Below are 19,417 nucleotides of genomic sequence, written 5' to 3'. Positions count from 1 at the left end.
ATGCTGCTCCCCAGCGGCTCGGCTGCTTAACTTGCCGCGTGAACTTCTCTGCCTCTCGCCTACCCTTGCTCACGCTGCTGTTTGTTGGGGTGATGACCGTCGCGTTTTTCGTCTTCGCCCACGAAGGGTTGTATGCGCCATCGGCACATGAGTAACTACCCTCAGCAACGACGAGCTGACCCGCACGCTCATCCGCTACTCCCCCGACTCTGTCCTGAGCTGGTTTCCGCGCCGGCAGCTAGTGGCGCAGGACGGCCCAGTGGAGTTGTATAGGATAAACAACCTTAAATCAACCAATTAGAGCTATAAGACTTTTGTATAGGTTTCTACCACTTCTGCTCTGGCGCCGAATCCCTCTTTATAACTGAGCAGTCCATAATTAACATCTCCTTTCACAGTGGATATACCAAATGAAAACCGTCGATAATCAGCTTGCGCCAGCTGCATAATGTGAAATAGAATAGCGTCAACGGCACCAACCAGCTTACCCTCTGCATTTGCAGAAATATACTGACTATGTATATAGCCTTTATTTATTTCCTTAAATACTACTACCCCTCCTACTATCCTATTTTCAATGTGAGCCACATACAGCGCTATGTTGTCGGGATGTTTCTTTGCCAGATATTCTATTTCGGCTAGCGTATGCACTGGCTTCACGCCGTGCGCCTGCCAAAGATTATCGGTTAATAGTTGCCAAAATACATCAAATTGTTCTGAAAGCTCCACTTGCACAGCACTCTTACGTGCTTTACGAAGATTATTTTTCTGCCGGGAGCCCATCTTGAAATCCTGCGTTAAATCAACAACAGAATTCAATTCTCTATCTTTTAATTCAAAACTATTTTTATGAAGTACAAATAAACTATTATCGGAGTATCGCTTACAAAATACTTTTGGTATTAGCTTTATTGTCAGCTGAGCAAATCCGTTATTTTTTAGGAAGCTAAACAAGGCCCGATATACTTCTTCCAGCGCTGCATATTGTAAATCAACAGCTGTAGCTAATCCGCCATACGTTAGGCCTGGATGCGCTATAAGCATCCCATCATGTTCTCGTTGCCGTGGCATAGCCGCCGCAAACACAGCGACTAGTTTGTTATTATTCCATAGCAAAAACGAAAAATCATCAAATCTATCTTGATGATATTCCATAAATGAACGCTTCAGGATGAAGCCACCGTTAACGGATTGTTCAATTAGCTCATCCCAACTAAGCGCAAATTCTGAAGTGTATCGCTTGATTTGATAAGCAGCAGCCATAGCACTACAACAAGATGTATTTAAACTAACCTATAGTGGACCATTCCTTATTTATTAGCTAATGATTTAAAATCCTCAAAGTTTCTGATGTAATCCTCTTCATTGTATTCAGTGGAAGCCAAACAGAGCAGAACGGCATCATGAGAGAAATTAATGGTTCGCCAGTGCATTTCAGGAATAAACAATCCAGTATCTGGTTTCTCCAAACGGAATGTTGTTTTTTCTCCCCCTATGTTCTCCAATATAAATTCAATGCTCCCATGCACAGCAATAACTACTTGTTGTAGCTTGTGGTGCGCGTGGTGTCCTCTGGCTACCGTTTCAGGCGTACAATAAATCCAGTAGGTTCGCTGTATCTGAAAAGGCAATGCACTGTTTCCAGCTACAGCTATATAGCCTAAATCGGGCGCACCTATTGTATCGAAAGTAAGCAAATACGGTTTTTGCACGTTCATTATTCTGTTCAAAAAGCATTGCGCAGCGTATCCATGCTGGCGGGGTGGGCGGCACTGTACAGCGCCAATTGATAGCTACGCAAAAGACTGGTTTAGCAGGCGTACTACCTTCGGAGCCAGGCGATACGTCAGCCAGTCGAGCGGGCGTACGGCGCGCAGTTGCCGGAGCAGCCGGTACAGGTCGTGAATTTCCACCTGGTTGCCCCAACGTACGGCCTGGCGCAGCTCCCAGCGTACGCGCACCGCCAGCGCAGCCCGTTCGGCGGGCGTGCGACACAGCGCTAATCCTTTGTAACACACCTGGATAGTGGACGCCAGGTAGGGGTCGTGCGGACGGTAGGCCACACTCGACTTACTACCAGGGTGCAGTCGCTTGCGGGTAGAAACGACGTCGAGAAAGCGAAATTGCCACGAGCGCGCAGCCCGTACCCAGAAGTCGAAATCCTCGTACGTCAGCGTTTCGTCGTAGCCGCCGAGGCTGAGCAGCGTGGTGCGGCGCATCATCATGGTGGGGGTACTGATGAAGTAGCGGCACAGCACATCGGCAAATATCCAGCCCTCGGCGGGGCGGGGATGCAGCCGGCCGCGGGCGTCGCGGCGGTGGTGTAGGCGTACAGGGCGCGAGGCTTCGTCAATCAACTCCGCATCGGTATACACAACGCCGTATTCGGCTGGTAGCTCCTGAAAAGCTGCTACTTGCTGCATTATCCGCGTGGGGAGCAGCACGTCGTCGGTGGCAAAATCGATGATGAATTCGCCCTGCGACTGACGAAAGGCGGCGTTGAAGGCGGCGCAGTTGCCCACATTGTGAGGTAGAAACAGGGTTTTCCAGCGCGGGTTGGCCTGCGCATAGCGGGCCAATACGGCTTGGCTGTTGTCGGTGCTGGCATCGTCTACCAGTATCACCTCCAGATGCGGGTAGGTCTGTGCCAGAATTGAATCCAGGGCCTCGATCAGGAAAGGCGCATGGTTGTAGCACAGCGCCACAATGGACACCAACGGCATTGCCTCTACCTGGTGGGCAGACGGTGCAGCGGGGCGGAGGTTGGCATCGGTAGTACTCATGCGGAAGGGCGCCAATCGGCCCGGAAATATACGGCGCACGCCACTAGCAGCAGGCAGTAGTGCACGGCGTGGGTCAGGGTGGCGCCCAGCAGTTGGTAGCGCGGCAGCAAGATGGCCAATATGCTTACGTAGAGTGCAGCGGCCCCCATCTGCACCACCACGTAGCGCCCTACCTGGGCGCGGGCCGTGAGCTGATACAGCAGTAGCCAGCTCAGAAATTTGGCCCAGTCGCCAAGCAGTTGGGGCGCAAGCAAGGGCCGGGCCGCCAGAAAGCGCGGCTCGAACAGCAACGGCAGCAGCCAGCTTTGCAGCAGGTAGATAAGGCTGAGGCACACGGCCAGCACCGGAGCCAACAGAAAGAGCACCGTGCGCACATAGCGCCGCATGGCAGCGGGCTGGCCTACCAGCGCCGCCAGCCGGGGGTAGTACACACTGCTTATCACCGCCGAAAACACCATCGTGTAGTTATCAGACAGCTTCGCTACGGCCTGCCACAAATCGGTACGAGCCAGGCCGTAGCGTGCTATTAGTAGGTCGCGCACGGCAAAGTCTACGGCTTTGCCGAAGAGCAGTAGGCTCACGGCCATCAGCAGAAACCGCCCCAGCCCCCGCAATGCCGCTGCACTCATCCGGCCCCGCCAACGATGCACCAGCCCACCCCGAAATGCCAGCGCCAGCGCCGGCACAGCCATGCTGCCCTGGGCCAGCTGATAGGTCAGCAGCGCCTCACCTGCCGAGCCGCCCCGTAGCAATACCACTGCCACGGCGGCTACGCTCATTGCGCTCAGCAGTACCGTGAGCAGCACGTAGTTGCGCAACCGGCCGGCAGCCAACAGTAGCGTTTGCAGCAGCGCATAACTCACCAACAGCACTACCCCTACCCCAAAACCCAGCCGCAGCTTGAGCCCCGTCCCCAACAGCTCTGTAAGCAGAGCAGGACGCAGCAGCAGCAGGGCCATACCCAGTAGCAACGTGCCCGCATTCAGCAGCACTCCGGCGCCCAGCCACGCCCGGTAGCGCCCCGAGCCGGCCCGCAACGGCGCCAGGTATTTGGTGATGCCCACGTTCACGCCCTCACCGGGCAGGGTAGTGAATAGACTCAGCAGATTCTGGAAGTGTGCCAGCAGCGTCAGCCCACCGGGGCCGCCGTACACTGCCAACAATTTGTTGAGCACCACGGCTCCTACCCCCCGCGCTGCCACAGCCACGCCTGCCCCCGCCGAGCCTCTCAGAAACCGTTGTAGCGTAGACATGGTGATATGGTGAGTGGTGAAATGGTGAGTTTGATGTTCTCACCGCGTCAATGGCGCAAGTTGCGCAGTTTACGCCAGTAGAACGTCAAAAGCACCATCTCGCCACTCCAACGTCGGGCGCGGGCTAAGTACGCCGCCGAGGTGGCGCCGGAAGGTCAGCAGCGACTCATCGGGGCCGGTAGGGAGCGTGGCAATGCCTAAGTCCAGCAGGCGGTAGCCGCTGGCTTGCCCAAAGGCGTGTAGGCCTTGGGTAAGGAGAATGACTGGACTAAACGTATTCCAACTGAGTGGGCTGGCTGGGGGAATGCAGTAAAGTACTTCGTCGTTGACGCGGATGAGTACCGCCATGGCGGCCCAGGCACCGGCTGTGTCGCGCACAGAGAACAGAAAATAGTCGTTGGGAAATGCGCGAAACTGCGCCTGCAACCGCTCCAATGGCACCGACAAGCTTTGCCCTTTTTCTTGCTGACACTGCTGCATAAACTCGTACGCCAAGGGTAGGAACAGCGGCGTTTCCTGCTCAACGCGCAGCCCGTGGCGGTGACATTTGCGTAAGCGTCGCCGCGCCGAGGGATGCAATCCTTCCTCGAAATTCTGCGCTAACGGAAGGATGTGATTGGTTTCAGTCAGCGTGATGCGGTATCCTGATTCTTCCAATACGGATAGCAGCACATTGCTCGCGGCCTCATCGTAACTCGTAGGGTAGGCGCGCACATGCACCTGTGCTACCCCGTTTGCAACTAGGGTTTGGTGCACCGTCGTTACAAAGGCCTGTACTATAGCCGCAGGTACGTCAGGTGCTATTTGCCAACCCCCAAACGGTGCCTGCCAGGGGCTGTAGGCTTGGTGCTCTACTACGGTCAGCGGCCATTGCCCTACCGTTTGCCCCTGCTGGTGGTCTTCGAGGTAAAAGAATAGCGCTTCGCTAGGGGCGTGTTGCAAGGCTACGTACGCCGGCCGCAGATATAGATAAGGCTCATAAGCCAGCGGCAGCGTGACATCGGGCGCAGGTGGCACCGCGCACCGCAGTTGGTAGCGGTTATCGGATGAAGAAAGTGGCGTGATGGTAGGAAGCAAGGCAGCAGGGCGAATACTACTCAAAAGTACGGCAGATTTCGCGTCTATTGAAAAGAGCATTTGCACTCGCTCGGCTGTGCCGAGTGCTGGAAAAGACTATCTACCAACGACTCGTTCTATCGTGAGAAAGTCCTTCGCAAGCTCAGGATGACAAACTTCCTACCCTACCCTACCCTACCCTACCCTACCCTACCCTACCCTACCCTCGACTCACTCACTCACTCACTCACTCACTCACTCACTCAACCAAATAGTAAACACCGTGCGGCCGGGGGCCACAGTTTCCAGCCGGAACGGAAAGCCGTGCTGTAGCAGGATGTCGCGCACCAGCGTGAGGCCGATGCCCTGGCCGTCGCGCTTGGTGCTGAAAAAGGGCGTGAATAAGCGCTGCTGCACGTGCGGCGGAATAGCCGGGCCGTTGTTTTCCAGTTCGATGAGTAGCGGATCGAGTTGGGTGCGCACTGTGAGGGTACCGCCGTCGGGAAGGGCTTCCAGGGCGTTTTTGGCGATGTTGAGCAGGGCCTGCTCCAGTTGCTGCTGGTCCAGAGAGGCCCACAGCGGCGCGTCGGTCAACTGCCAGCGCCACGTGATGTGGCGCCGCTCGCTCACCACGTGCAGCAGGCGCGCCAGTTGGTGCAGCAGGGCATGTACATCGGTGGGGTAGCGGGTAGGTGGGGGTAGGCGCACCAGGTTGGCAAAGCCGCCCACAAAGTTGCTCAGGTTGGTGTTGCGCTGAATGGATACGTCGAGGGCCTCGCGGAAGTCGGGCTGGTCGGTGGGGCTGAGCTGGGGCGCGTAGTGGTGAAAGCTTTGCAGGATGGAGTTGATGGCCCCGATGGAGTTGTTGATTTCGTGGGTCATCATCCGAATCAGCTGCTCGTAGGCCTGCTTTTCCTGCCGGATCAGCTCCTGCGTCAGCTCTTCCAGCAAAATAAAATAGCGCGTGAAGCCCCGGTCGAGGAAGTGGGCGCGGTGGGCGCGGTAGGTTTGCACGCCTGAGAGGCGCACCACCTTGGGCGCGTCGGGTGGCAGCTTGCTCAAAGTAGCACCCCACACGCCGGGGAGGGTAGCCAGCGGCTGCCCCAGCAGCGCGGCGGCGGGGAGCTGCAGCATCCGCTCGGCGGCAGGGTTGGCGCTTTCAATGGCACCCTCGAAGCTCAACAACAGCACTCCGGCGGGCGAGGCGCGCAGCAGGCTATCCAGCAGAAAGCTCTTCTCGTGCTGCGTTACCCGCTCCCGGCGCAGCTCGTCTATCATGTGGTTGTACACGCCGATGAGCTGGTCCATTTCGCGCTGACCAACGGGCACAAACTTCAGCGAGAAGTCCTGGGCCTGCATGGCCTCGGTACCGGCCGCAATCAGCTGAAACGGCCGCACGAAGCCCCGGTACAGCTGCACTGCTAGCCCAATGCTTATCAGCAGCAGCACTTCCGCACCGATAAACAACGGCACGTTGGTGTGCCGTAGCTGCGCCGCCAGCACCAGCAGCACCGCGTGGATCAGTGTGACAAATAGCAGGAATTGCAGGCGCAGGGACATGGTGAACGGTGTAGAGGCGCCTTGCAGGCGCTCGGCATGATGGGCGTTTAATCGGTAGACCGCAGGAACTCAGGCTGCAAGAACGTCAGACCGCAAGAACGTCATTTCGACTAGCAGGAGAAATTTCGCGTGCTGATGCTAGCAGGTTGGTCATTTCCGCTGTCGGGTGCCGGTCCGACGCCGTAGGCGTCCGACCGGTTGCCGGCTGCTGCCGCTCGCGCCGCATGGCAACCATCAGCACGAAGCTTGTTCAACGGCAACCGGTCGGACGCCTGCGGCGTCGGACCGGCACCCGACAACTTGCCTGAATTCATCTACCAGATACTATTCTACATCAGCACGCGAGATTTCTCCCGCTGGTCGAAATGACGTTCCATTTTAGCAACGATGGGCGCCTGCAAGGCGCCCCTACCCGTCCCTACTCGTAGGGAATCTCGTATTTCTCCAGTCTCCGATACAATGCCGGGCGACTCAGACCTAAGGCTTTAGCTACCCGGCTGATGTTGCCCTGATAATGTTCCAGGGTATTCCGAATCATCTGGGCTTCCAGCTCGTCCAGCGTCATGGTGCCGGGGGCAGGCAGCTCGCCGGGCTCGGGGGCACGGTTGGGGAGGGACTGTGCCTGGGCTTGGAAGTCTTCGGGCAGCAGCTCGTCGTGGCCGGAAACCAGGACGGCGCGCTCTACCAGGTTTTTCAGCTCGCGGATGTTGCCGGGTAGCGGCTGTTCTTGCAGCCAGTGCAGGGCCCGCACGCCTACCTTCAGGGCGGGGCGGGCGTAGGTGGTGCGCAGGCCGGCCACAAAGTGCTGCACCAGCAAGGGAATATCCTGGGGTCGTTCGCGCAGGGCGGGTAGGCGCACGGTAATCAGGTTGATGCGGTAGAATAGGTCTTCGCGGAAGCGGCCGGCGCGCACTTCTTCGGCCAGCGTGCGGTTGGTGGCGCAAATCACCCGGATATCGAGGCGGCGGGGCTTACTGTCGCCCAGCACCTCGTAGGTGCGGTCTTGCAATACGCGCAGCAGCTTTACTTGGGAGGACAGGTCCAGCTCACCTATTTCGTCCAGGAAAATGGTGCCGCCGTTGGCCAGCTCGAAGCGCCCTACCCTATCCGTCTTGGCATCGGTGAAGGCCCCGCGCCGGTGGCCAAACAGCTCACTTTCAAACAACGACGCCGAGATACCGCCCAGATTCACCTTCACAAACGCCTTGCCGCGGCGCGGACTATTGCGGTGCACAGCCTCGGCAATCAGCTCCTTGCCCGTTCCCGACTCACCCTCAATCAGCACCGAGGCGTCGGTGGCGGCCACCTGCCCTACTTGGCGCAGCATGTGCAGCAGGCCGGAATCTTGCCCCACAATATCCCGGAAATCGTACTGCTGATCGAGCTGGCGGCGGGTGGGCGTCAGCGTCTTTGCTTCCTCAAGGGGTAGGCTGAGCAGCGTGCGGATGGTCTGAAGCAGGGCGTCGTTGTTCCAGGGTTTGGTTATGAACTCGGCGGCCCCGGCCTTCATACCTTCCACGGCCAGCGCAATACTGCCCCAACCAGTGATGAGCACCACGGGCACTTGCGGGGCCAGCTGTTTCACTTGGGCCAGCAGGTGCAGACCGTCCTGGCCGGTGGTGTCGAGGGAGAAGTTCATGTCCATGAGCACCAGTTGGGGCGTGGTTTCGCGCACTATCCGCAGGGCAGCCTCCGGATCTGCAACGGCCTGCGCAGAGTAGCCCGCTTGCTTCAGCAGCAGACTAAGGGAGATGCGAATGGCGGGGTCGTCGTCGATGATCAGGAGCATGTTGTCTGGTTGTTCCGGTGTTGTTTCTCGCAGAGATTCGCGGTGGTTGAGTGGGTAGGGTTGGCCGCTCGACCGCCAATCCGGCCGAGCGTCTTCGGTGGTTTTGCCTACTCTTCCCGCAGCGCCACGGCGGGCTGAATGCCGGCCGCCAGGCGGCTGGGGTAGAGCGCGCACACGGTAGCCAGCAGGTAGAGCAACCCCGCCGCCAGCACCATGGCCGTGAGGTAGACGCTGGTTTGCACGCTGAATACCCCGAGCAGCGGAAACTGCGCCGCCACCAGCAAGCCCAACCCCAGCCCGAAGGTAGTGAGCACCAAGATTTCGCCCAGTACCTGCCGGCTGATGTTGCCGGCCGTGGCGCCCATGGCGCGGCGCACGCCTATTTCGCCGCGGCGGCGGCTGATGTTGAGCCAGAGCACGCCAAACAGGCCCAGGGCCACGTTCAGCAGCAGAAAGAAACTCATGCTACCTAGCAAAATAGGCCGGGTCAACAACTGCTTCATCTGGCTCTGGTGCATTTCAGCGAGTGGCTTAATGGTACTCGACCAGCCCGGCCCAATGCGCCGGACATCGTCGGCCAGCTGTTTTTCGAGGGCGGCGCCACTGCCGGGGCGCACCTTCAGCAGGATCGACTGTGGCAGAAAGATGGTATCCGTAGGCAGAATCTGCCAAAGCACAGATGACAATGGTTCCTGCAGTTCACCGTCGGTACGATAGGCGCTGACTACGCCGATAATACGCTGCTCTTTCTTGTCGAAAGGAAACATTTTGCCCACCGCAGACTCGCCATCGGGGTACATGGCGCGCTGCATCCGCTCGTCGATAACCACGGGCGGGTTAGCGCCCGATGCTACGTCGCTCCTATCAAACCACCGACCCGCTACCACCTTTAGGCCCAGCACCTTGGGCAGCTCTGGCCCCACGTTGTAGACGTTTACATTGTTGATGGAGCGCTTCGTTTTGCCCTTTTCATCCTTCATCTCAATGGAACTCCGACTGTCATTGAACGAGAACGGCGTATTGGAAGCCGAAAGCGCTACCTCCTCCACACCCGGCGTAGAGCGGAGCCGGGCCAGCAATTGCTGCAAGGTGCCAAACTGCTCGGCGCGGGGCTGCTGCCCGGTGGTAAAGTTCAGCTGCCACACATCGGTGTAGGTGAAGCCCAACGGCTGGCGGTAGTTGCGCCAGAGTGTGGTACCAATGCTGCCCACCGCAAACAGCACTACAAAGGCCAGAAACATCTCCACAATCAGCAGGGCGTTGGCCCGGCGGCGGTTCCACATCAGAGTAAACAAATGGCGTATCATACGGCAGCTCCTCCTTTTAAAGCCTGATTGGCAGGCAGTTTCGACATCTTATAAGCCGGGTAAGCGCCCGACAACAACCCAAAAACCAGGGCCAGCAGCAGGCCTACCCCGAACACGCGGACGTTTAGCCCCAGCTCCGCGTAGGGCAAGAAGTGGCTGCTATTGATCAAGGCTAGCACAGCGGCGGCCAGCAGCAGACCCAGCACGCCGCCCAGCAGCGTCAACAGCATATTTTCGATTAGAAACTGCCCTACCAAGCGCCGGGCCGTGGCCCCGAAGGCCTTGCGCACGCCTATTTCGGCGGCGCGCTCCAGGGTGCGGCTCACGTTGATGTTGATGAGGTTGAGGGCGGGCAGCAGCATAAACAACAGCCCCAGACCTATCCACTGCCGCCAGAAATGCGCCGCGTCGCCATCCTGGCCGGCGTCGTTGTTGTGGTTGGTCATGTAGTGCGCCAGCAGCGTGCGGGCGTAGGAGCGTATTTCCTGAAATTGTTTGGGGTCGGGGATGGGTAGGCGGTGCAGCATCTGCTGGTACTCTTCCTGCACGGCTGGTACGTCGGCCGCCTGCCGGGCCAGTACAATTGCCTGAAAATCGCCCAGATAGTTAGGGTCGCGCAGGTCGGCCATGGTGGTGGTCACGGGTAGCCAGCATTCGGCGTAGGTTAGCTCCCGTACGGTGGGCACGTCGCGCACCACGCCCACTACCCGGTAGGGCTTGCCATCTACCTGCACGGCCTGCGTTACGGCCGCGGCGGCTGTGCCGAAACAACGGCGGGCAATGGTTTCGTTGAGCACCACCACGTGCGCGGCGTCGCGCACTTCGGCCACGCTGTATGGCCGCCCGGCCACAAAGTCAAAGTCCAATACCTGCCACAGGTTGCCATCCGTGTAGCGGCGGTCTGCTTTCACAGCCTGTTGCCCCACGTAAAGTGTTATACTGATTGGGTAAGCCTCGCTGATAGACACCTTCTCCGGCATGCGTAAGGTACTGACGTGCTGTTTCAAAAACGAATAGCCTACGCCGGAAGAGCTCATCGACCCATCGCCCCGCAATATCATGCGGTTGATGAATAGTAGCCGATCAGTGTGGAGCTCAGGCCGCCGCGCCCCCACGGCGTGGTCAAATAGGGCATACACCACCAGCAAAATCATCAGCGTAAAGCTGATGCCAAACAAGCTGATGAAGGTGAAGAACTTGCGCCGAAGCAAGACCTTCCAGGCTATTTTAAGGTAGTTGAGAAGCATAGAGAAGCGGTGAGATGGTGAGTGGTGAAATGGTGAGTTGCTGGAATAACGGCGCGGCTTGAACTTCAAACTCACCATTTCACCACTCACCATCTCATCATTTAATTGACCTGGCTGCCGTCGAAAAAGCGGATGATGCGCTCGGTTTTGAGGGCCTGTTGCTCGTCGTGGGTCACCATCACGATGGTGGCGCCCTGCTGGCGGTTCAGGGTCAGCAGCAGGTCCATAATTTCCTCGCCCATCACCGAGTCGAGGTTGCCGGTAGGCTCGTCGGCGAGGATGATTTCGGGCCGGCCGGCCAAGGCGCGGGCAATGGCTACGCGCTGGCGCTGCCCGCCCGAAAGCTGGCTGGGGAAGTGCCGGGTGCGGGCGCCCAGCCCCACCGTATCGAGGGCGGCCAAGGCGCGCTGGCGGCGCTCCTTGCCACTCACACCACTGCGGTAGAGCAGGGGCAGCTCCACGTTGTCGAGCACCGAGAGGTCGTTGATGAGGTGGTAACTCTGGAACACGAAGCCGATTTTGTGGTTGCGCAAGTGGGCCAGCTCCCGGTCGGAGTAGCTGGTCACGGCGCGGCCGTCGATGGCTACGGTGCCGCTGGTGGGCTCATCCAGCAGCCCCATGATGCTGAGCAAGGTAGACTTGCCGCACCCGCTCGGCCCCATCACCGACACAAACTCCCCGCGCTGAATCGACAGGTTCACGTGGTTCAGGGCCACCGTTTCGATGGTTTTGGTCTGATATATCTTTTCGATGCCCGTGAGCTGGATAACGGCCTCGGCAGCGGCCACCACTGGGGCTGGCTGGGTGGCAGGGGTAGGAAACTGGTTCATAGGGGGTAGGCGAAAGTGGAAGAAGTGTCCGGTTGTATGCGGCGCAACGCTGGTTTCTAGTAACTATAGCCAAGCCATGTGCCATTCAATCAAATATCTATTTATCAACTAATTACGATTAATTGCCGTGAGACGCGCTTGCTAAAATATGTCCGCAAACGAACACGTTGTTCGGATTCATCAAACCAGCATCCGTAATAGCCTTACCTTTTTAGATTGTCATCCTGAGCAGAGCGAGGGACCTTCTCACGGCAAGATTATTACCAAACGCTTGTTGTTCTGGCGTGAGAAGGTCCTTCGCTCCGCTCAGGATGACAAGAGTTGTGGACAATCTCCATCCTACTCCTGCCCCAGCGGCTGCTCCTGCTCGAAATCGTACAGCGTAAGGGCTCGCAGGCGGTAGTGGGCTACCCAGGCGGCGCGCAGGGCGGCAATGTAGGCGCGCTTGGCCTGGTCTTTTTCGGCGAGGGCAATGTTGAGGTCGGTGAGGCTGATGCGGCCTACCTTGTAGGTTGCCTGGGCAATGTCGTAGCGCTGCTGGGCCAGGGTGTCGGCTTGGGCGGCTAGGGCTAGCTGCTCGTGCAGGCCACCGAGCTGGGCCGCCTGCGTGGTCACGCTTTGCTCGAAAGTCAGCTCTTCCTGGGCCACCGTTAGGGCCACTTGCTGACGACTCAGCTCGGCCGTTTTCCGCACCGAGCGTTGCCGACCCCAGTCCACCACCGGCAGCGCAAACCCCAGGCTTACTTGCTGTTGCTGCTGGGGTTGATGGTAGGTACGCCAGAAGTCCTGTGCACTGTTTGTATAGCCTACGTTGGCCTGGAGCGTCGCCAGAAAGCCGGTGGTGCCGCGGGCTTGCGCTACGGCGCTTTCGGCTTCCAGCAGGCGCCGCCGGAAAGCCAGCGGTGCGGCGCGGTACTGCCGGGCGTAAGCCAATGCTTGGGTAGGCGCTACTACCGGGCGCGGGGCCACGTCGGGCACCGCGAGCAGCAGCGTATCGGCGCGCAGGCCGGTGTAGCTTTGCAGGCCCACGGCGGCTTGCTGGGCATCAAGGCGGGCCTGCACCAGGGCCTGGCGCGAGCGGAGCAGGTTCAGCTCCAGCAGCAGCAAATCGTTTTGGGAAAGGCGGCCCAGCTGTTGCCGCTCCCTACCCAGTCGCAGCAGCTCGGCGTTGGCCTGAGCATTTTGGGTAGCCACGCGGGCATTCACCTGTTGCAGCAGCACATCAAAATACAGCTCCGTGATGCGCTGGGCAATGACTTCGCGCTCCTCCACAAACTGCCGGCCGGCTTCCTGATAGCGCAGCGGCTCGATGCGACGCGCCCAGCGCAGCGCATTGTAGCGTCCCAACGGCTGCGTCAGACCCAGGCTAAAGGGCTGATTATTATAAAGGCGGGTGCTGCGGTTGAAATCGTCGAAGCGCTGGGCCTCGGAGGTGACGTACACCGAGCCGCCCGTCACGCCAATGGCCTGGCTCAGGGTGAGGCCCAGGGTAGAGTAGTTCTGGCGCACCGCCTGAAACTCAATGGTACCATCAGGCTGCACCACGGGCGTAATCACGCGGCTGAAGTTGGGCACCGTGCCCTGCAAAGCCAGCTGCGGCCGGTAGTTCGACTGGTAGGTGCGGTACTGCCAGTAGCTGGTTTCGCGGGTGGTAGCCGCCTGCCCCGCCACCGCCGATTCCTTCAGCGCCGCGCTGATAACGCCGGGCAGCGTGAGAGTTTGGGCGCGTAGGGGTAGGGAGACGAATAACAGGAGAAGCAATGTCAGCAGGTGGAGCACCCCACCCCCCGGCCCCACACTCGCTTCATGCGCGACATCCTCCGGGAGAGGGGGAGCCATGGTGGCGCGGACTTTTGCTACTGTTTGCTGATGTTTGGCTCCCCCTCCCCCTTTGGGGAGGGGGCTGGGGGGTGGGGTCAATCGTTGCATCATCCTATTCCGTTAGCCGCAGACGCGGGGTGTCCTGGTGGTCTTTCATGTCGCTGAGAACGATTTGCTCGCCGGGGCGCAGGCCGTTCAGCACTTCCACGTAGTCGAAGTTGCTGTCGCCGAAGCGCACGGTGCGGCGCTCGGCCCAGCCGTCTTTCACCACAAATACCGGCTGCTCGCGGCCGCCTTGGTAGAAGGGGCCATTTTTCACGCGCACGGCCTTGGGGTGGGCCTTGGTCACCACAAACACGTCGGTGCGCAGGTTGGGGCGCAGGTCGGGGTGGTGGTCCTGGGCCAGCTGGGCGTAGAAGGTCACTACGCCCTTGTCGGCGGCGGGGCTGATGGTGCCGATGGTGCCGCGCAGGTCGGTGTCGTTGTTGAGGCGTACTATTACATCGCCGCCGGGGCTCAGCTGGCCGGCGTAAGTATCAGCAATGGTGGCGCGCACCCGGAAGCTGCTCAGGTCGGCCACGCGGGCCAGCACGTCGCCCTGGCGCACGGTGCTACCCAGATCCTCATTCACCCAGGTCAGCACGCCGGGCCGGGGGCTGCTGATGTCGGCCTGGGTGAGCTTACCGGCCAGCTCCGCAATGCTGCGCTGCTGCATCTGCATGGTATAGCCCAGCTCGCGCACGTCGGCGGCGTTGGCGCGGCGCTGGTTGCCGATCTGCTCTTGTAGGCGGCGCAGCTCCAGCTGGGCTACTTTTAGATTCAGCTCGGCTTGGCGCACGCTTTCGGCGGTGCCGCCGCCGATTTTTAGTAGGTACTGCTCGTCGCGCAGGGTGGATTGCAGGCTGCCTACCTTGGCGCGCTGCACCTGCTCCTGGGACTGCAAATCGTTGAGGGCGCGCTCCAGCGTGAGGCGCAGCTGGTCGCCTTTATTGCGGTTTTGCTGCTGGGCGTCTTCCAGCTTGGCCAGCTCCGTGGCGGTCAGGTCCTTATCCAGCTCCAGAATAGGCTGGCCCGGCTGTACGCGCTGCCCTACCTGCCGCACCACGCGGCGCACGGTACTGGCAATGGGGCTGGTGAGCACGGCCTCGCGGGCCGGAATGACCAAGCCCGCGGCCGTCAGCGACGCCTCTACGGGGCCGGTATCCACGGTGGCGGTCAGGATTTCGGGGCGACGGATGCTGGGTTGCAGCACCGTGCGAAAGGCCACGAGTGCCGCGCCTACGGCTGCTAGCCCCAAGGTTAGCCACAGCCCCAGGCGTAGGTAGCGGCGGCGTTGTACCGTTGGCGAAATAGCTCTGTCCATTTTTGTACGGGAAGAAGATGGTTTCCCATATGCATTGCCAAGCGCCGCGCCAAATTCACAATCATTTATATGTCAAATAGTTAAACCATAACACTTCCTCGGTCACTGCACAAAAACTGTCCGCTTACGGACAGGCTGTTCGCTCCTGGCATTGCCAATAGCGGTTCCCTACCCACTCACCTTTTACCCGCCCAGCTACGTACTTTAGCGATACGCATTTCTTTTTTACCTTTTATGAATTCCACCACGGCCCCTCCCGTTGCTGTCCCTACCCCGCCCCTACCCCACCCCGATGACGAGGACCACGACCTGGAGGAGGCCAGCGGTATTTCGGACCGCGACGCTACCCGCGAAGCCCGCGACCAGGTAGTAGGGCAGCGGCCGGGTACGCTGGTGATTTCGCCCCGCGCCCTGCGCCCGCGCCTGTTTTTGTACTCCTACGACGAGCAGCACATGCTGGAAGAGGAATATGATACCTACGACGAGCTGATGCGCTATTTCCGGGCCCATCCCGAGCAGCGCCATTGGATAGACGTGCGTGGCTATGGCAACCTGCACCTGATGGAGCAGTTGATGGCCGATTTCGATATTCACCCGCTGCAAATGGAAGACGTGCTGGGCGACTACCAACGGGCCAAAGTGGAGCTGTTCGACGAAAACCGGCTGTTCCTGGTGTCGCGCATGACCGAGTTTACCGACTCCCGCGACATCGACGACGACCAGCTTTCCATCTTCACCGGCACCAACTACGTGCTCACGTTTCAGGACGACTATGAGGACTGCCTCGAGAGTGTGCGGCAGCGCCTGCGCTCGGGTTTCAGCAGCATCCGGCGACGGCCCCCGCTCTACCTTGCCTACGCCCTCACCGACGTGGTCCTCGACCACTACTACCCCACCATGGCCGCCATCGGCGACTACATTGAGACGCTGGAAGACCGCATCCTCGCCGACCGACCCTCGCGCCGCCTGCTCAGCCGCATCTTGCAGGTGAAGAAGGACATTGTGCGTTTCCGCCGCCTGGTGTACCCCGAGCGCGAGAAAATTGCCGAGGTACTGCGCATGCCCGACGAAGTAGTGCCCGAGGAAATGAAGGTGTTTTTCCGCGACTGCTACGACCACGCCATCCAGGCCATGGACCTGGCCGAGAGCTACCGCGAATCGGTGAGCAGCCTGGTAGACCTATACATGTCGAACCAGAGCAACCGCATGAACGAGGTGATGAAAGTACTCACCATCATCAGCAGCATTTTCATTCCCCTGAGCTTCGTAGTAGGCCTCTACGGTATGAACTTCCAGCGCGACGGCCCCAACGGCCGCATCAACTACCTCAACATGCCCGAACTCTACAGCCCCATCGGCTACCCCGTGCTGCTGGTAGTTCTCCTGCTCATTGTCATCGGCCAACTGGTATATTTTTACCGGAAAGGCTGGCTGTCGGATAAGTAGTAAGTGGTGAAGTGGTGAAGTTGTGAAGTAGAAAAACGTCTGTCATCCTGAGTACAGCGAAGGACCCTATCACATTAGGACGAGTCGTTGTAACGCTTGTCGTTCATGCGTGAGAAGGTCCTTCGCTGCGCTCAGGATGACAGACGTTTTTCTACTTCACAAACTCACAACTTCACAACTTCACCTTTTACCACGGTACCAACGTGCGGTGCAGCTCGGGGCCGGCTACGCGGTAGAGCTGGTAGGCGCGGCGGGTAGCGTCGTAATCGAGGGCAATGGTGGGGGCGCTGCTGGCGAAGGGGCGGCCGCCGATGAGGCGGCCTTCTGCGTCGTAGAGATACACGTTGCCGGGGCCGGGTTCGGTGAGCGTGACCACCTGGTGCTTCTCGCCGAAATTGAAATACTGCACCGGCTTGATGCCTGAGGTGAGGAAACGGCGACTGAGCAGTTGCTGGCCCGCAGGGCTAAACACCGCAAGCTGGCCGTGGTCGTCTTCCCGCACCACCACGTAGGAGGTGTTGTTTTGATCCGGGATTAGGCGGAAAACGGAGTTGCGGCTCCAGGTAGCTACCCGGCCTCGGCTCACAATCTCGCCGCTGAGCGCAAACGTCACCCGCTCGCCGTGCTGGGTTACCATGGTGAGGCGAGTGCGGCGCAGGGTAGGGCCGCGTTCTACCAGCACCCCGCTTTGCAGCCGCGCCCCCAGGCTAATGGGGAAGCCGGGGTAGAGTCCGCCCTGGGCATCGTAGGCGTACACGTAGCCGTTTTCCAGTGGCACCACGATGATGTCGCGGCCGTTTACGCTCAGGTACTGCGGCTCGCCGGCCAGGCTGAACTCCACGCGCTTGGGTTGCCAGCCGGCGTAGGGCTGACCATTGGTATCGTACAGAAACAAATTGTTGCCGCCCCCCAGCACTAGCAGGCGCGTGGCGGCATTGCCTGCTGTAGGCGAGGCTACTAGCCCCGTAGCCCGCACCGTATCGGGTAGGTTGAAGGGAAAATTAGGCACTTCTGCCCCACGTTCGTTCAGCAAGTGCAATTGGGTAGGCGTTAGCAGCAGGTGCTGATTGTTGCCGTCGCGCCGCAGCCGCTGAATAGGCTGCACCAGCGGCCCCGGCAGCGAGTCGGACCAAGCCACTATGTTTTCGGGTGTCACGTAGTGCAACACCTGGGCCGCGTCCTGCACCAGTACGCCGGCGTTACGGGTTCCGGCCACGGACACCAGGGCCGGTCCCGAGGTCAGGGCGGTTTTGAAGGTCAGCACGGCGTCGTTGCCGTTGGCGCCCTGCGCCTGCGCCACGGCCGGCCCAATAGCCGGATGGCGCAATAGAAACTGCGTGAAGTACTGCGCGGTCGTGTCGTTTTCGTTGGTAGCGGGCACCCACTGAAAAGCCATCTGGGGAAAGCGCTTGAACAGGTTTTCATTGCGCAGCAGGCCCGCCCGACGGTCTTCCACGGCGGCGCGCAGCAGTAAATTCCAGGCGTTGCGCACATCCAGCAGCACACTTAGGCGGGCCAGCGGAGCAGTTTCCTGCAAAAAGGCTACCTGCACCGGCGAGCGGCTCCACACCTCCCGGGCGGCTATATCTGTGAGCCAGGTGCGCAGGGTAGCCGCATCGGTTCCAAAGGCCACGTAGTTGCCTACTTGCGTTACCACGGGCTGCCCAAAATTGGCAAACTGCGGCCCCAGCAACCGAGCCGGCAACTCGGGCACACCGGTTTGATACAGCTGGTACGGCCCTACCCGCTCAAACGACGGCGTAGTGCCCGTGGCTCGGCGCAGTTGCCCCAGCAAAATACCGGCGCGGTCGGGGGTAGCGCAGTAGGCCAGCGCCAGCTTGCCCGGCACTGCCCGCGCCGACGGGGCTGCCAGGTAGCACAAGGCCACCTCGCGCGAGAACTGCCCCGCCAGGCTATCCAGCAGCGGCTGCGTGAGTTGACTCAGCGAATCGGTGGCGGCGGGGCGGGGTTCGCGCAGAATGCCAGCCGGCCCTACCCCCATATGCACCAACAGCGCCGTGCGCAGCGAAAGTACCTCGGCCATTTGCAAGCGTTGCACTGGCTGACCACGGAGGCGCTGGTGTAAGGAGCCGCGGGCAGTTTCGGGGTTGCTGAAACCGCTTAATACCAACTTATTACCCGCCAACCGGATTCCCAGCATACCATTACGGCTCAGGCTGGTGAGGGCCGTCAGGTCGCCTTCCAGCTCCGACCTGAAAAACACGCCCAGTAACTGTGGCAACCGCCGGTAGTTCACCAGCAGGGTAGCATCGGTATCGGGCATGTTCAGGTAGTCGGTATTCTGAAAATCGGCGGCTACCGTGGGAGCCTCGGGGTGTTCCAGGCGCAGCACCACGGCTTCTATCAGCGCTGGGTTGGCGCTAATCAGCAGTTGATTACGGTAGTTGAAGTAGGTGAGGCTGGCCCCTTTACCACGCTGCTCAATGGTCACCAGCTGGTTGTCGTGAAAGGTGCGCGTGCTAACCTGGTAGCGCGCATCGCGGCGCAGGGCATCCTCTAGGGCCCGCACCTGCCGGTACTCGCGCACGGTGGCTACGGGCACCTGAAACAGTACATCAAACGTGCCCGGCGCCGTGACGTGCACAGAGGTAAATACCCGTTTGCGGCCCAGGAAACGCAGCACCACATCGCGCCCCCCCACCAGGCTATCGGCCAGCGTCAGGTTGTCCTCTACCTGCTGGAAATAGCGCACGGCCGTGAGGTTGTCCCAGAGCTGGCTTTCCTGCAAGTGGCGCACCAGTGTGGGGTGGTCGTCGGTGGTGAGCACCAGCGCCGCGTCGTCGGGTACCAGCGTCCAGGGGTCTACGGGCACGGCCGCCACGGTATGGCGATAATACACATAGGAGCCCAGGGCCGAAACCAGGAGCAGCCCTACCAGAAAGACGAGTAGCTTGTGCGACATGCAACCGCAAAAGTAGCTATTCGTGATTGGGCACGACAA

The 19,417-nt window shown here is 59.8% G+C and carries 14 protein-coding genes; 1 reads left to right on the top strand and 13 read right to left on the bottom strand.

Features of this window, described 5'->3' with window-relative positions; genetic code table 11:
• Positions 1 to 303: 303 nt before the first annotated feature.
• The 12 genes from H8B15_RS01115 to H8B15_RS01060 all read right to left on the bottom strand — a co-directional run bounded on the left by H8B15_RS01115 (position 304) and on the right by H8B15_RS01060 (position 15,009).
• Positions 304 to 1,263, bottom strand: a complete 960-nt coding sequence (locus tag H8B15_RS01115) for a GNAT family N-acetyltransferase (protein ID WP_187317809.1) — start codon at positions 1,261 to 1,263, stop codon at positions 304 to 306.
• A 47-nt stretch (positions 1,264 to 1,310) separates the two neighbouring features.
• On the bottom strand, positions 1,311 to 1,718 hold the full coding sequence (locus H8B15_RS01110; RefSeq protein WP_187317808.1) for a sugar 3,4-ketoisomerase: 408 nt from the start codon (positions 1,716 to 1,718) through the stop codon (positions 1,311 to 1,313).
• Between the two features lie 75 nt (positions 1,719 to 1,793).
• Complete coding sequence (locus H8B15_RS01105; RefSeq protein WP_187317807.1) at positions 1,794 to 2,783, bottom strand: glycosyltransferase family 2 protein; 990 nt, start codon at positions 2,781 to 2,783, stop codon at positions 1,794 to 1,796.
• Positions 2,780 to 4,036 (bottom strand): MATE family efflux transporter, encoded by a 1,257-nt coding sequence (locus H8B15_RS01100; RefSeq protein ID WP_187317806.1) that lies wholly within the window; start codon positions 4,034 to 4,036, stop codon positions 2,780 to 2,782. Before H8B15_RS01100 ends, H8B15_RS01105 begins: the two co-directional genes overlap by 4 nt.
• Positions 4,037 to 4,105: 69 nt before the next feature.
• Positions 4,106 to 5,137 (bottom strand): GNAT family N-acetyltransferase, encoded by a 1,032-nt coding sequence (locus tag H8B15_RS01095; RefSeq protein WP_187317805.1) that lies wholly within the window; start codon positions 5,135 to 5,137, stop codon positions 4,106 to 4,108.
• A 210-nt stretch (positions 5,138 to 5,347) separates the two neighbouring features.
• Positions 5,348 to 6,652 carry a sensor histidine kinase gene (locus tag H8B15_RS01090; RefSeq protein ID WP_187317804.1) on the bottom strand — a complete coding sequence of 435 codons (1,305 nt, stop codon included), beginning with the start codon at positions 6,650 to 6,652 and terminating at the stop codon, positions 5,348 to 5,350.
• Between the two features lie 418 nt (positions 6,653 to 7,070).
• Entirely contained in the window at positions 7,071 to 8,441 is a 1,371-nt protein-coding gene (locus H8B15_RS01085; RefSeq protein ID WP_187317803.1) for a sigma-54-dependent transcriptional regulator, read from the bottom strand.
• A 107-nt stretch (positions 8,442 to 8,548) separates the two neighbouring features.
• Positions 8,549 to 9,724: an ABC transporter permease gene (locus H8B15_RS01080; RefSeq protein WP_187317802.1), complete on the bottom strand. Its 1,176-nt coding sequence runs from the start codon at positions 9,722 to 9,724 to the stop codon at positions 8,549 to 8,551.
• Positions 9,725 to 9,744: 20 nt separating this feature from the next.
• A complete protein-coding gene (locus tag H8B15_RS01075; RefSeq protein WP_187317801.1) occupies positions 9,745 to 10,995 on the bottom strand; it encodes an ABC transporter permease in 1,251 nt (416 codons plus the stop codon).
• A gap of 101 nt (positions 10,996 to 11,096) precedes the next feature.
• A complete protein-coding gene (locus H8B15_RS01070) occupies positions 11,097 to 11,825 on the bottom strand; it encodes an ABC transporter ATP-binding protein (protein WP_187317800.1) in 729 nt (242 codons plus the stop codon).
• Between the two features lie 339 nt (positions 11,826 to 12,164).
• Positions 12,165 to 13,664, bottom strand: a complete 1,500-nt coding sequence (locus H8B15_RS01065; RefSeq protein ID WP_187317799.1) for a TolC family protein — start codon at positions 13,662 to 13,664, stop codon at positions 12,165 to 12,167.
• A 94-nt stretch (positions 13,665 to 13,758) separates the two neighbouring features.
• Positions 13,759 to 15,009 carry an efflux RND transporter periplasmic adaptor subunit gene (locus tag H8B15_RS01060; RefSeq protein ID WP_187317798.1) on the bottom strand — a complete coding sequence of 417 codons (1,251 nt, stop codon included), beginning with the start codon at positions 15,007 to 15,009 and terminating at the stop codon, positions 13,759 to 13,761.
• Between the two features lie 234 nt (positions 15,010 to 15,243).
• Between H8B15_RS01060 and corA the strand changes: the two genes are divergently transcribed.
• Positions 15,244 to 16,455, top strand: a complete 1,212-nt coding sequence (corA, locus tag H8B15_RS01055; RefSeq protein WP_187317797.1) for a magnesium/cobalt transporter CorA — start codon at positions 15,244 to 15,246, stop codon at positions 16,453 to 16,455.
• A gap of 187 nt (positions 16,456 to 16,642) precedes the next feature.
• On the opposite strand, the gene H8B15_RS01050 is transcribed toward corA, so the two are convergent.
• Complete coding sequence (locus tag H8B15_RS01050) at positions 16,643 to 19,378, bottom strand: hypothetical protein (RefSeq protein WP_187317796.1); 2,736 nt, start codon at positions 19,376 to 19,378, stop codon at positions 16,643 to 16,645.
• Positions 19,379 to 19,417: the final 39 nt, after the last annotated feature.

Source organism: Hymenobacter citatus, assembly GCF_014333615.1.
In the GTDB taxonomy this organism is placed as follows: domain Bacteria; phylum Bacteroidota; class Bacteroidia; order Cytophagales; family Hymenobacteraceae; genus Hymenobacter; species Hymenobacter citatus.
Note: the sequence above shows the minus strand (reverse complement) of the source record. Positions and strands in the feature narration are given on the sequence as shown.

Excerpts from the sequence above, each read along its gene's own strand:
- H8B15_RS01115 (WP_187317809.1), bottom strand. The coding sequence starts at position 1,263 with ATGGCTGCTGCTTATCAAATCAAGCGATACACTTCAGAATTTGCGCTT.
- H8B15_RS01110 (WP_187317808.1), bottom strand. The coding sequence starts at position 1,718 with ATGAACGTGCAAAAACCGTATTTGCTTACTTTCGATACAATAGGTGCG.
- H8B15_RS01105 (WP_187317807.1), bottom strand. The coding sequence starts at position 2,783 with ATGAGTACTACCGATGCCAACCTCCGCCCCGCTGCACCGTCTGCCCAC.
- H8B15_RS01100 (WP_187317806.1), bottom strand. The coding sequence starts at position 4,036 with ATGTCTACGCTACAACGGTTTCTGAGAGGCTCGGCGGGGGCAGGCGTG.
- H8B15_RS01090 (WP_187317804.1), bottom strand. The coding sequence starts at position 6,652 with ATGTCCCTGCGCCTGCAATTCCTGCTATTTGTCACACTGATCCACGCG.
- H8B15_RS01085 (WP_187317803.1), bottom strand. The coding sequence starts at position 8,441 with ATGCTCCTGATCATCGACGACGACCCCGCCATTCGCATCTCCCTTAGT.
- H8B15_RS01080 (WP_187317802.1), bottom strand. The coding sequence starts at position 9,724 with ATGTGGAACCGCCGCCGGGCCAACGCCCTGCTGATTGTGGAGATGTTT.
- H8B15_RS01075 (WP_187317801.1), bottom strand. The coding sequence starts at position 10,995 with ATGCTTCTCAACTACCTTAAAATAGCCTGGAAGGTCTTGCTTCGGCGC.
- H8B15_RS01070 (WP_187317800.1), bottom strand. The coding sequence starts at position 11,825 with ATGAACCAGTTTCCTACCCCTGCCACCCAGCCAGCCCCAGTGGTGGCC.
- H8B15_RS01065 (WP_187317799.1), bottom strand. The coding sequence starts at position 13,664 with ATGGCTCCCCCTCTCCCGGAGGATGTCGCGCATGAAGCGAGTGTGGGG.
- H8B15_RS01060 (WP_187317798.1), bottom strand. The coding sequence starts at position 15,009 with ATGGACAGAGCTATTTCGCCAACGGTACAACGCCGCCGCTACCTACGC.
- corA (WP_187317797.1), top strand. The coding sequence starts at position 15,244 with ATGAATTCCACCACGGCCCCTCCCGTTGCTGTCCCTACCCCGCCCCTA.
- H8B15_RS01050 (WP_187317796.1), bottom strand. The coding sequence starts at position 19,378 with ATGTCGCACAAGCTACTCGTCTTTCTGGTAGGGCTGCTCCTGGTTTCG.